This window comes from Pseudomonas beijingensis, from assembly GCF_030687295.1.
GTDB lineage: Bacteria > Pseudomonadota > Gammaproteobacteria > Pseudomonadales > Pseudomonadaceae > Aquipseudomonas > Aquipseudomonas beijingensis.
This window is the reverse complement of record NZ_CP117425.1, coordinates 1,874,504-1,887,277: the sequence shown is the minus strand read 5'-3', so window position 1 is coordinate 1,887,277 and position 12,774 is coordinate 1,874,504. Positions and strand designations below refer to the sequence as shown.

Below are 12,774 nucleotides of genomic sequence, written 5' to 3'. Positions count from 1 at the left end.
AGCTTCTTGATTTACGGGCTATATATTGCGCTTATCTTTAAGCCTTATTCGCGCTGCCGAACGTTGAGATTTTTCCTTGAAACTCAAATCGGGACGACAATTCGACTACGAGCGACGCAGACGTTTTCTTTGACCGCAAAGCATTCCACATAATGATCGCCTTGAAAGCTCGATCGCTCGGTGATCTGATGCGACCCGCTGTCCATCCTGATATCCCCCCTAATCATATTTCGTACGATCGCTTCGGGGCCTACATTTTTCACCTTCCAGTAGATCTTATATGGAGCAGGAACGTCCGTTTCAGCTACCCAAAAGGTCAGCTCTCGCTCCTTCGGAATTCTATAGGTCATGATCCTAGACATGAGATTACGAAGCCGGTCGCCCTCATCCTTGACGCTACAGTCGATGCGCAGGCTGTATTGGATGTCGAGGTTGAATTTTTGGCCGATGAACTGTTCAGTGTTTTTGACCCGTCCCTCGGTGATCGCTTGCTGTTTCTCTTGCTCAACGTACTCAGGGAAATGCTCACCGAAGACCGTACTCCACCGCTCATGGGCAACATCGGAATCGTCCAAGGCCTCCTGCAATCGCCGTAGAGCTTTTTTGGCTTTAGGATGGAATCGGCCAGATTTGCTTACGATCGAACCGCTACCCGGCGCTCGCCACTGCTCTTTGTCCTCATCGATGTCCACCAGATACGCAAAAAAGTCTCGGGACATCTCTCCATAGGCTGAATAGGTCTCCTCGTCGTAGTCGGTTGTGCTTTTCAGAAACTGGTAACACAGAGTGTCAATGAGCATCCCTTTCATGGGCACGCCGTGATCATTTTTCCACGCACGTACCATTTTGCAGAGCCGCTTGAGATTGTAGTTTTTGTCCTGGTTAAGACGATTGATCTCATCAATTTCTGCGACCGGGTCGCAGGACTCCCAGGTGCCGCCGTCGTTGGCATCCGGGTAGGTGTAGCTCCCGTCATCGTGTTCGAAAACGGGTAAGACCTCGACCACATAATCCGTAAAATCGACCGACACTACCTGCTGCTGAGCCCGCACAGTATGGTTAGGAAACCGTTCCTTGAGTGCCAACCGGATCTCGCCAAGCAGCGACGATTGCCCGTTGTTCTCGTATTTCTGAAACCGGTTATACACTGACCATGGCAACACGAAGGCCATGTCCAGGTCACTCACGCCATGCACAGCCGTGTGGCGTCCGTACGAGCCCACTTGGCGGCAGTGCAAGGTAGTGGATTCACTGTCGTAGTATTTGCCGTTGAGCTTCTCCGTGATTTGACGATAACTCTTGGAGATCTCATCGGCATTCTTGACCGCCAAGTTCTTTCGAAACTCTTCGAAAAGCTCTTTACTCATGGGTGCAAATCCTTTGCAGGGTTACGACAAAATCGGGGTTTGAGTTGATACAAAGCATCGCGATTAGGGCTATCAAGAATGCGGCGATCACTGCGTAGAATGAGAATGGGATTTTGTCCCTGAGTAGAGAAAATTTCCTGAACTCATCGATCCACCCGACTTGTTGATCCCAGAAAAATTTTTTGTGCGCAAGCCATCCAGAGAACAGGATGTGCTTGGTCAGACACGCCTTTCTGAATGCATCTGTAATGAGATCTAGCTCATGTTGATGCGCAGACGTGAACCCAGTTGCAGACCTGCATTGAGCATGCAGCAACTTCAACCGATCAAATAGCTCGGTCAGCGTGGTACCAGCCTGAAAATACTGCCCCTTCGTTTCTGAGTAATACGTGATGTACAGGCTGCAAATCCCGACCACCGTAATAACTGCCGAGACGTGTTTGGCCGCCAGAACGTCGATGTAGAGGGAGAGGACACCGATAATCAGTGAGATCATGCCGATCCACCCTGGCGCTTTCTCTACGATGTCATAGGTGGAGAAGTGAAGCTTGGCGGTGTACCCGACGTCGTACGCCTTTTCTGCGATCATTCGCAGCGCTATCTGTTGATCCATTGTGAACCTCTAAGCGCAATCCCTATGGCTTTGCCCACCTCAGTGTCGTTGGATCACGAGGTCACCCGATCGCCTGATAAACATTTTTTGCCTTGGACGCAGCAGGTTGCAGTCGCTGCGATAGAGGGCTTGCGAACGTTATCACAATCCTAATTTGAACTGGGATGACGAGCGGTAGGAGAAAATCGAACAAGTGGCTATTTTGACCTATAGCTGCGATGCACGAGCCCCGCAATTGCTGGGAAACAGCCCTGAGCGATGGCCGCTACCGACCCAGACCTGTTGGTACCGGCAGATAAAAATGCTCAGCAGGAAATTTTCGACGCAAACGGATCATTCGGTGATTATTTAAAACACTGCGACAACGCAACAGGATTGAATGCCATGGATCGCCTTCCGACGCTGTACGCAAATCACCTCGTGCGCACGCCCCTTTAATTAGATGATGCAGTGGCCATACTAGGAGGCGTATCGGAAAACGGAAATAAAGCACGTTAGGGGAATAAAGGAGGAAGGGATTATGGGTGTTGGTGACTGGTTTCAAACATTCTGTGGAAACATCCGCATTGGCACGGAAAAACGAAGCTCCATCGGCTATCGCACGAGCCGTATAGTTGGCCAGCTGAACGCTGATCTACGTAGCCTCGACTCGAAGACGAGGTACCGGTTCTATGTCGGCTCATATGGACGCTCAACAGCCATCCCGAGCGTGAGCGACGTGGACTTGCTCTACGAGCTTCCCAGCGAGCTGTATGCCCGTTTCAATGGCCATGCAGGCAACGGTCAGTCGGCATTATTGGCACACGTGCGTGCCTCCATCATGAAAACCTACTCCATCACCGAAATCGGCGGAGACGGACAAGTCGTTGTCCTCCGGTTTAATGATGGGGTGAAGTTCGAGGTGCTGCCAGCGTTCTTGAACACCGGGGGCGGCTACACGTTCGCGGACACAAACAACGGAGGTTCTTGGCGCGCTTGCAAGCCAAAGCAGGAGTTGACGGCCTTCAGCACGCGGAATTCTTCGTGCAACGGCAACTTGGTTGCTCTGGCGCGCATGGCGCGGGCATGGCGTGATCAGAACAACGTCTCCCTGAGCGGCATGCTCATCGACACCTTGGCATATCAGTTTATCGACGGCTGGGCGTACAAGGACAAGTCCTACGTTTACTACGACTGGATGACCAGGGACTTTTTCGCCTTCCTTGCCAATCAAGATGCTAATAAGACGTATTGGACGGCGCCGGGCAGCGGCTCGTGGGTCTACGGCAGTGGCTTCCGGTACAAAGCCCGGCAGGCCGAGCTGCGCACGAAGCAAGCCATCGACAACCAGCAGCACAACTATGACTACACTGCCAAACAACTTTACAGGGGCATCTATGGCACCGACTTCCCCAGCTAGTATGACCACCGCGCTCGAAGGCCAACTACGCGAGCTGTATGGCCGCGCCGCGTATACGCACAAGACCCACCAGAAGATGGCCGACGCCTATGTCGCCCGGTACAAGAGCATCAAACTCATCGAAATCGTGCTTTCAGCGGCAACTACCACCAGCTTGCTGGTAGCCATTTTTGGCGAGAGCAAAGGAGCGACGGCGGTCGGGGCAGTCCTATCGACCATCGTGGCTGGTTGCGCTCTGTACTTCAAAGAGGCATCCCTTGGCGAGCAAGCGCAGCTGCACACTGAGGTCGGTGCGAAACTGTGGGGTGTACGAGAAGCTCTTCTCAGCCTACTGGTGGACCTGCAAGACGGTCGACCCGTGGAAGAGGTGCGCCGAGAACGCGACCGCCTAAACGCTGCTTTGGAGGACATCTACAGAGCGGCGCCGAGGACCAATGGCAAGAGCTATGCTGCCGCGCAGAAGGCCCTCAAAGATGCGGAAGAGCTTTTCTTTAGCGACGAGGAACTGAATAGGATGCTACCGAAACAACTGCGTAAAAACGCTGGCACTACGCCGTAGCGACACGTGGTCGTCAATAACGGGGGGCCACCTACCTTCCATTCAAGGGCGCGGGGTAAATCACAGGCATTGCTTCAAGCAGCCACTGACAATAAAAATCCGAACGGCTGCTTCGGATCGGTTTCAGCCGGTCACGCAAGGTGACTCCGGTAATGCCCACGGATTATTTCAAAGACCCCATCGTCGAGACTGCCTTGTTGATTACCGATTGCCTGAATCCACCTCAATGAAGTCACCCCATGTACGGTGGAGGGAAGGTAATCGTCCGCTCCGAACCCTTGCAGCTCGAAGCCCTCGATGTGAAACGTCGACCAACATCATATTGACATCATTAATTAAATGTTTATCTTTTTAAGATAGCTATCTTCTTCCTCATATTAAGGGACTAAAAAATGCCTAAAGACAAGTGGGACTCCAATGACTCGTTAAAATCATTACAAAAACTCATAGCGCCTGGAGTTCTTGGCCTGCATAACAGTTTCGAAGTAACAGAAATATTCGGATTAATTAAAGGCAAACCACCAGTCAATCTGCTCACAGTAATCGTCGCGGAACAAAAATCTTCTCTGACAGATGACAGCGAATCTTATCTTACAAATAGCCTGCTAAAAATTAAAACTTTGAAGCACTGGTCATTTGGCGTAAAACGCTATACGAAAAGTGCAGAGACCCTGATTGAAGCTCTTGTAACACTAGATACAAGTGGAGTTTGGAAAGGCTCTAGCAAAGAGTTAAAAACTGGAAATTTAACGGCAAAGCCACCTGAGTTCGCACCATCGGATTCAGCTCAAGAAATAATAATAAACAACATACTTAAAAATAACTATTGGAACGGCTCTTACTTTTTTGAATGGGCCGATTCAGAGAAAAATTCGCTATCCGAGTTCTTTGAAGCACCTCAAAGCCTTCAAGAACTGTCTGAGGAGCTAAAAGCGGCGCTACCAATCAACCTTGCGAAAATCTCAGATCGCTTAGGAAACATCATTATTCAACTACCTGTAACAGCCGTTGTTTCTTCATTTAGCGGACCCGCCGACCGATCTGAGTTCAACGTAGATGTAGAGTGGCTAGAAGGGATAACGCCTCGCCCTTTACGCCTTGTTTTATATCGAAAATACGATAAGCTCGACGCGGTATTCCGCTCCTTCGAAATAAAATCGACTTCAACAACCATATCAACACCAGATGGCCCTGGTGATTATTCAGCATACTTATGGGATGATGAGAACGAAGTTTTGATTAGTAGCACTGGAGCGATGAATTTCATAAACAACATCGACTTAGGCATTCACATAATAGAGAGTGAACCAAGAACATTCATACGCCACACGGGCGATGATATCATTACAAAAAAAGTTTCGTTAATAACTCTTCAGACTAGCCGTATTGGGAATAAGCCGAACCCTAATGAGGAGTGGGCATCAAAGCGGATGTATACCGAAGAAATCCGCAGACTGAAAGACCAGCGTCGCTTCGTTCAATATAAGCCGTTACCTGGACAAGAAACCGCAGAGAGAGATCGAGCTTTATCGGATGTTCGCTGGCTCATTAATACTCATGGAAAAGAAGCAGCATGGCTCTGGGATCCGTTCTTAGACATGAATGATGTGTTAGATACTTTGTTTCATTCAACGTTTTCATACGTAGATCTCCGCGCTATATCAGCGGGAAAAGAACCACCAGTATGCTCTTGCACCACACCAGGCCCCGACACTTTTGTTCAAAGCCAAAAACTAATATTACAAAGCGCAAATTGCAACAAACGAGGGCTTCGATTTGAGTTCAGAGCACGCGTTAATTCCAGTGGATGGCGATTCCATGACAGATTCCTTATTTTTCCAAATAAAAATCATGGCGCGCTTGCCTGGTCTTTAGGAACATCTGTTAATAGCTTGGGAAAACAGCATCATATATTGCAACGTGTAGATGATGGACAGCTCATCATGGATGCGTTTCTTGAGCTTTGGCATACATTAAACAAGGAGGAGCAACTCATATGCAAAATTTAAGGGACGATAACAAAATTTTGAACGCCATAACCGTTTGCCCGATGACCTGCAACGAGGCACCTCCAGTAAAACTATTAAACGCCATCACTCTACTAGGAAAAAAATCTCTTAACGCTCTTTTCTATGATTACGATACTCTAGAAGAACTGACTCACGAGTTTATCGAGGACTTCAACTCAATTTTTAACTACATCCTAAATCAAATAGAACCTACACCCGAGCAATTTCAAAAATGGATAGCCATGTTTGCGTGGTTTAAACGAACACTGAAAGAATGGACTCATAAAGAAGATCCTAACGATTCAATTTTGACATCTTTATTATTGGTTGCGCAGTTTTGTCAAAAAGAAGAGTCATTTTGGAAGGACTTACCGAGCGAAATAATAATTAGCGATGCGCTACTGCGATCTCTTTCAAAACTACTAGCTGGGCTGGCGATCCCGAATTATGAAACAGCTTCGCTCGAATGGCCTCAATTAAGAGATGCGGAGCGTTCCAAGGACTGGGTCGCCATGGATGCCGCGCTTAGGAGCTTGAGCTTTCCACAACCTACTATCTTCCAGATGCAAGTTACTGATATTTTGAGCACATATTCCCCAGACACACTAGAGGAAGCCATATCTAGTCAACACCAAGTTATCATAGCTTTACAGCAACAGGAACTTCTAACTCTGAACCAAAGCTTAAAAATCGGAACCAATACAAAAAACTCTTTAATTCAATTTGCAACTTTACTAAAAATTCTCTCACCAAAAGCGCAAGAATTATCATCTGAGCAATATGACGCTACCGCCTTTCTTCAGAAGTTAAGCCAAACCCCACATGAGTGGTCCTCAGCATTAGCTATGTTGGTTAGTTCTCCACGAAGATCTGCGCACCTTCATTCAACTATAGCAAAGGTTCTTGCGAATGGCAGTACATCAATACAACCAGCGTTTATTAAACATCTAAATATCATTTCTGATGGAGGTTTGCGTACTTGCGTAGAGAGACAAGCGGTGTCAGCCCTTCTTAAAGAATTTCATAAAACTGCTCCCGAGAACGTTCGTCTTTCTCTCTGGCAAGGACTACATGAGAAATGGGTCAATTGGCGATTTGGCACGAGCAACGAACGTAGATCTCTACATGAATTAAATTGGTCAACAATTGATTATGCCTGCGTCGGATATGCAGTCGAATGTATAGCCGAGACCGAACTAAAACTTACAATTCAAGAAATTGAACATAAACTCTCAACTTTGCACCATCAATGGTTCCGCTCTGTAGTGCCCTGCAAGAGCGAGTGGTTCGTATTACTATCGCAACTTAAAATTTACAAGCATGCTAGCAAAGTTAGCCTAGGTGATGACTGGATTTTTAATGATGGCGCTTGGGACTATGACACACCAAATCTTCCATATATAAAACTCAAGTGGAGATAGTTTGACAAAACAAACACGACCGTCCTCACAAAAAGTTATTACCTCAGCTGGCATCGCTCCTCCTATTGCGTCTTTTGTGCGGATATCACAGTAGAAGGCAATCCCTGCCGAAATATTATTACAAGGGAAATGCCATAGACTCACCTAGCAGATGGGTAGCTCTGCTAGGTGGATACTGCCATGTACTTATTGTAAGTGCTTTTTAAGCAATGGCCTGCCGAAAGGAAATTTTTGTAAAGCCGGTGGTGGGATGCCACCTAAGAGGAATTCGGACGACCCTAAATGCGTCTTCCTCACGGCAGAGCTAAATCGCTTGCGACACATCCGACTGCTTTTGGCCGATTTCTGCCTGTCGCGAAGGGCTGAAAACGGCCACAAGCGGTCGATAGGATTAGACTACACCTAAGTCCTGTCAGAGATTATTATTTACATGCTGATTGAATGCCAAAGGTGCGGCCAAGGTTACGTTCGAGCAATGCGGGTCCGCTCTACACGACTTTCGCTGTGGGTATGCGAAGAATGTGAAGCAACGTGGACGAGCCAGGCTGAGGTGAATGTCTGTAATTTTGAAGACTACGGAACAGTAATGGCCGGCATTGGGCGCAGAGGTTTATGGTCAGAATTGGAGCCACAGTAAAAATTTCGTCATCGCGTACTTTCTGTCAAATGCCCGCTTCTGACCGTTTTCTACCTTTGGCAAACGTCAGATACGGATCGGTTGCTACCGACAATGGGTCCTTCTAGGCGACGTACCTTGGGAGATAATGGTGCCCTCTTGCGAGCATGCCATCGTAGCCATTATTGTTACACAAACACAGCGCGCTCAGTGGTATTCCATAACGTATTCCATCAAAAAAATCTTACCCAATTTATTACTCAAAATCAGCTAGATACACGATCAGTTCAGATTACCCCGGCCTCATCATCTAAAGACGTCCACGGACGTCTTTTTTTGTGCCTGAAATTCAGTGAAACCAAGGGTTTCAGGGCCATTGGCTTCCGCAGACGAATTTTGAGTTCCGCTCGTTTTGGTATTACTGCACACCATGACCCGCCCTGCCGAGGCTGCCGGGAGGACCTGGGCAGAAATAGACTTCGACAAACGCATCTGGACCATACCAAAGGAGCGCATGAAAAAACGCCGTGCGCACCCCATTCCGCTGAGCGAGCAGACGCTCGCGCTGCTAGAGACACTCAAGCCCTACAGCGGCCACCGGGAACATGTGTTTCCGGCAGATAGAAATCCGCGTACCCACGCAAACAGCCAAACCGCTAATATGGCCTTAAAGCGTATGGGTTTCCAGGATCGGTTGGTCAGCCACGGTCTGCGATCAATGGCCAGCACCATCCTCAACGAACATGGATGGGATCCTGAGTTGATTGAAGTCGCACTCGCCCACGTTGATAAAGACGAAGTCCGAAGCGCGTACAACTGAGCTGACTACATTGAGCGCCGGCGTCCGATGATTATTTGGTGGAGTGAGTACATAAAAAAGGCCGCCACCGGCAATTTGTCGGTGACGGCGCTCCATGGAGAGAGAAGCGGGAAAATCGTTCCGATACGTTGATTGGTAACGGTTGCTATTGGCGACGCAATTCAGTGTCAGATGGCCTGAAGGTCTCGCAGTGCTTCAGGGTGCTGGCTTGCAACCCTTAATAGGGTCTGCGCCGCACCGGCAGGTCGCCGACGACCTTGCTCCCAATCCTGCAAGGTACGCAGGCTGACTCCCAGCAGCTCTGCAAATGCACTTTGAGATACACCGACTTTAGCCCTGGCCTCAGCCGCAGCCGAAAGCGTCACCTCGGTTGTGCGTGCCGCCTTGCCAGCTTTCATTTGGCGTACCGAAGCCAACAAGTCTTTCTGAAAGTTCTCCATTTCATGATCCATTACTGATCTCCTCTTTCAATTGATTCAGGAAAGCGGTCGGCAGGTTGTCGAACTTCGCCTTGGCGTAGGCTATCAGCAACCAGATGTGGCCTTCAGGAAGCGCGTTGTAGTAGATAACCCGCGTACCACCACGCTTACCCATCCCGCCACGAGACCAGCGCACCTTGCGCAACCCACCGCAGCCGGGAATCACATCGCCAGCCAACGGGTTTGCAGCCAACCAGGTGATGAACTCCTGACGCTCGTCATCACGCCATATCGATTCAGCGTAACGCTTGAAAATTTCGGTTTCGATGATCGTATACATTGCCAAAAATATACGGCATGGCCGTATAGACATGCAAGACGCGCTGGTCGGATGCTTCCACGTTTATCATCCAGGCAACCTTCCTGTGGTTCAGGCACTTAGCGATTATCGCAAGTGCCTTTTTTGTGCCTGAAAGAATGAGTCGCCCCGCCCCTCTCAAACACCAGAAGCAGATCTCACCGCTACAACCATAATCTCCACCAGCACCTCAGGCCGCGCCAGACGTGCCTGAACAGTGGCCCGTGCCGGAGCACTATCCGCTGGCAGCCAGGCGTCCCACACCGAATTCATCAGCGCGAAATCACGATCAATGTCTTTGAGCCAGATCTGCGCGCTCAAAAGCTTCCCCTTGTCGCTGCCCGCCAGCGACAACAGCGCATCGATCTTGGCCAGCACCTGCTGCGTCTGCTCTTCGATGCCAACCTGCAGATCAGTGGGCACCTGGCCGGACAGGTAGAGCAAGTCGCCGTGACTGACCATCCCGGACATCCGCGCGTTGCTCTGAAAACGTTGAATCGTTGCCATCGGTTTTACTCCATGAATTGAGAAAGCTAAGGCGCCGTGCCGTCGATCAACCGGACCAGACGCTGGGCACTACCGAACGCCAAGGTCATGCCCAGCGCACCCTGGCCGCAATTGACGTACAGGTTGTCACAACCACTGACGGCCAGAATCGGCCGCCCGGTGGGGGTCGCAGGACGCCAACCGGTCCAGGGCTGACAATCATCGGCGTTCCAGCCAAAACCGAACAATGCCTGAGTCGAGGCTTTCAGTTGTTCGATACGCTTAATAGGAATTGACGCATCCAGCCCACACAACTCGACCATCCCCGCGACGCGTAAGCGATCACCGATCCGGGCGAACACCGTTTTACGCCGCATGTCAGTCACGCTGACCGTCGGTGCATTCATCGAATCAGTGATCGGCAACGTAATGCTGTATCCCTTGAGCGGGTAGACCGGCATGCGCACACCGAACGCTGATAACAACCCCGCACTGTAAGCACCCGCCGCCAGCACGACCGCTTGCGTCCCTAAAAGACCTGGGCCTTCGATGGCGTGGTGAATCTCCAACGCGGTGATACGCCCGCGTTCACGTCGGAAAGCGGCAACCTCACTGTCAAGCAGAAAGCGCACACCCTGCTTGCTCAATAACCGCGCAAGCTCCTGACAAAGCTTGCGCCCATCGACCGCGCATTCGCTGTCGGTATGGATCGCGCCGTGAAACGCCTTCTTATAGCCCTCAAGTGCAGGTTCGATCGACAGGGCTTCGGCGGGACTCACTATTTTTTGTGGCCTGGCGCCTTGGGCGGCCTGGAACTTCACCTGCTCGCTGGCCTTGCGCAGGCTTTCAGCATCGGGGTACAGAACCAGTTTTCCGGTGCGGGCGAAATCGCATTGCACCTTTTCCTGACTGATGAAGGCGTCCAGCGCCAGCCGACTTTCATGCGCCAGTTCCAGCAACTCGACAGTGGTCTGGCGCGAAATGGACGTACGGCAGGCCGCGAGAAACTCCACACACCAGCGCCATTGTTCCACGCTCCATTGCGGCGAAAACTTCAGCGGCCCGTTGCGCGCCAACAGCATTTTCGGAATGCCCGGCAACAGAGAGGGATCAGCCAGCGGTTGCACATAGCTGTAACTCAATTGCGCTCCATTGGCCGCACTGGCCCCCATGCCGGCCTCCCCCGCACGATCGATAACGGTGACGTTATGACCGGCCTTGTGTAAAAACCAGGCACTGCTCAACCCGACGATGCCAGCGCCGACGACACAGATTTCCATTACGCCACCACCCTGTCAGACAGGTCCCAACCCACAGGCCGCCGTAGGTGCCAATCACTGACTTGCTGGTAGGCATGGGCGATCCGCAGGATCAATGGTTCAGCGAAAGCACGCCCGACGATCTGCATCGAAACCGGCATACGTTGCTCGTCGAAGCCCGTCGGCAGCGCCACTGAGCAGAGATTGAGCAGGTTGGCGAAACGCCCGAGTAAGGCCAGCGGCGTACCGTCCTCATCGACCTGATTCAACGGCACACTGCCAATGGCGTTGGTCGGAAACGCACAGGCATCGACATTGGACATGGCCTCTTCCATGGCTCGACGGGCAACGCGTCGCTGGTTGTGCAAGTTGATATAAGCCGCCGCGTCGACGGCGCGTCCGCTCAGCACCCGACGCTGCACATGAGGATCGAAGCGCAGATCATCGCGTTCGAACAGGCTGCCAAGGCTGGCGTAGCCTTCGGCACTCATGAGGCCACCGGCAACGCGCATGCACTGCTCCAGCGAAGTCGGTAGCGGTTGTTCGACCAGATGCATGCCCAGCGCGGCCAATTGCTCAAGCCCCCGGTCATAGGCTGCCAATACGCCAGGCGCGATGTGTACGCGTTCGGTCTGTGGCAATACCCAGATGCGCAGACCGACCACCGGAAGATTCAAGCCTGCCGCGGCGCTGAACACTGGCGACTTGGCCGAGACCGGATCCAGCGGGTCCGGCCCCAGCAGCGCGTCAAGCATCCACGCGGCGTCTTCGACGGTGTGCGTAATCGGCCCCACCGAATCCAGCGATGGACACAATTCAATCAAACCGTGACGGCTAATCAACCCACGCGTGGTTTTCAAACCAACCAGACCACACATGCCCGCAGGAATCCGCACCGAGCCACCGGTGTCGGTGCCCAATGCCGCGCTTGCCAACCCGCCGGCCACGGCCACCGCTGAACCACTGCTGGAACCACCTGGAGCACGATGGACGTCGCGGTCCCATGGGTTCCACGGCGTGCCCATAACGGCATTGGTGCCCCATCCTCCGAAAGCGAATTCAACAGTGTGAGTCTTGCCCATGATGATCGCCCCAGCGCGCTCCAGTCGCTGCACTGCCGTGGCGGTGAGCCGCGAGATACGCGGCTTCTGTGCCAGCGAACCACCGGTTATGGCCTTGCCGTCGATCTCGAACAAATCCTTGATCGCAACTGGAATGCCATGCAATGGCCCCAGGTTGACACCGGCAGCCCGCTGCCGATCGGCCGCGATGGCGGCACCGAGCGCGCGCTGGGGGTAGGCCTCGACATAAGCATTGAGTTGACCGTTGAAGCGCTCGATCCGCTCCAGTTGCGCGCAAACCAGGGACTCGCTCGTGAGCGCTCCGGACTCCAGCGCTTGCCGCAACTGGCCAATACTGTGGGAAGCGGTTCGATCCATGATGTTCAT

At 51.6% G+C, this 12,774-nt stretch carries 12 protein-coding genes and 1 pseudogene; 6 read left to right on the top strand and 7 right to left on the bottom strand.

Features of this window, described 5'->3' with window-relative positions; all coding sequences use genetic code 11:
* Positions 1-83: 83 nt before the first annotated feature.
* Together PSH84_RS08505 and PSH84_RS08500 are read right to left on the bottom strand one after the other, a co-directional pair.
* Positions 84-1,367: an SMODS domain-containing nucleotidyltransferase gene (locus tag PSH84_RS08505; RefSeq protein ID WP_305482615.1), complete on the bottom strand. Its 1,284-nt coding sequence runs from the start codon at positions 1,365-1,367 to the stop codon at positions 84-86.
* Positions 1,360-1,980, bottom strand: coding sequence for an SLATT domain-containing protein (locus tag PSH84_RS08500; RefSeq protein WP_305482613.1), 621 nt, complete (start codon positions 1,978-1,980; stop codon positions 1,360-1,362). Before PSH84_RS08500 ends, PSH84_RS08505 begins: the two co-directional genes overlap by 8 nt.
* A gap of 258 nt (positions 1,981-2,238) precedes the next feature.
* Between PSH84_RS08500 and PSH84_RS08495 the strand changes: the two genes are divergently transcribed.
* From PSH84_RS08495 to PSH84_RS08470, 6 genes and pseudogenes are all read left to right on the top strand, one after another.
* On the top strand, positions 2,239-2,418 hold the full coding sequence (locus PSH84_RS08495) for a hypothetical protein (RefSeq protein WP_305482612.1): 180 nt from the start codon (positions 2,239-2,241) through the stop codon (positions 2,416-2,418).
* 82 nt (positions 2,419-2,500) lie between these two features.
* Positions 2,501-3,379 carry an SMODS domain-containing nucleotidyltransferase gene (locus PSH84_RS08490; protein WP_305482610.1) on the top strand — a complete coding sequence of 293 codons (879 nt, stop codon included), beginning with the start codon at positions 2,501-2,503 and terminating at the stop codon, positions 3,377-3,379.
* The gene (locus tag PSH84_RS08485) at positions 3,357-3,938 is read left to right on the top strand and encodes an SLATT domain-containing protein (protein WP_305482608.1); all 582 of its coding nucleotides are present in this window, start codon (positions 3,357-3,359) and stop codon (positions 3,936-3,938) included. Before PSH84_RS08490 ends, PSH84_RS08485 begins: the two co-directional genes overlap by 23 nt.
* Before the next feature lie 392 nt (positions 3,939-4,330).
* Positions 4,331-5,947, top strand: a complete 1,617-nt coding sequence (locus tag PSH84_RS08480; protein WP_305482607.1) for a VPA1262 family N-terminal domain-containing protein — start codon at positions 4,331-4,333, stop codon at positions 5,945-5,947.
* Complete coding sequence (locus tag PSH84_RS08475; protein WP_305482605.1) at positions 5,935-7,368, top strand: hypothetical protein; 1,434 nt, start codon at positions 5,935-5,937, stop codon at positions 7,366-7,368. The genes PSH84_RS08480 and PSH84_RS08475 overlap by 13 nt, the downstream gene beginning before the upstream one ends.
* Positions 7,369-8,405: 1,037 nt before the next feature.
* Positions 8,406-8,936 (top strand): annotated as a pseudogene (locus tag PSH84_RS08470) (tyrosine-type recombinase/integrase); the annotation flags it as partial.
* Positions 8,937-8,971: 35 nt separating this feature from the next.
* Here the strand turns inward: PSH84_RS08470 and PSH84_RS08465 are convergent.
* The 5 genes from PSH84_RS08465 to PSH84_RS08445 form a co-directional block, all read right to left on the bottom strand.
* Entirely contained in the window at positions 8,972-9,256 is a 285-nt protein-coding gene (locus PSH84_RS08465) for a helix-turn-helix domain-containing protein (RefSeq protein ID WP_053178128.1), read from the bottom strand.
* Positions 9,246-9,563, bottom strand: coding sequence for a type II toxin-antitoxin system RelE/ParE family toxin (locus PSH84_RS08460; protein WP_077506678.1), 318 nt, complete (start codon positions 9,561-9,563; stop codon positions 9,246-9,248). The genes PSH84_RS08465 and PSH84_RS08460 overlap by 11 nt, the downstream gene beginning before the upstream one ends.
* A gap of 156 nt (positions 9,564-9,719) precedes the next feature.
* Positions 9,720-10,088 (bottom strand): RidA family protein, encoded by a 369-nt coding sequence (locus PSH84_RS08455; protein WP_122569111.1) that lies wholly within the window; start codon positions 10,086-10,088, stop codon positions 9,720-9,722.
* A 26-nt stretch (positions 10,089-10,114) separates the two neighbouring features.
* Positions 10,115-11,347, bottom strand: a complete 1,233-nt coding sequence (locus tag PSH84_RS08450; protein WP_305482603.1) for a D-amino acid dehydrogenase — start codon at positions 11,345-11,347, stop codon at positions 10,115-10,117.
* Positions 11,347-12,774 carry an amidase gene (locus PSH84_RS08445; RefSeq protein ID WP_305482602.1) on the bottom strand — a complete coding sequence of 476 codons (1,428 nt, stop codon included), beginning with the start codon at positions 12,772-12,774 and terminating at the stop codon, positions 11,347-11,349. Before PSH84_RS08445 ends, PSH84_RS08450 begins: the two co-directional genes overlap by 1 nt.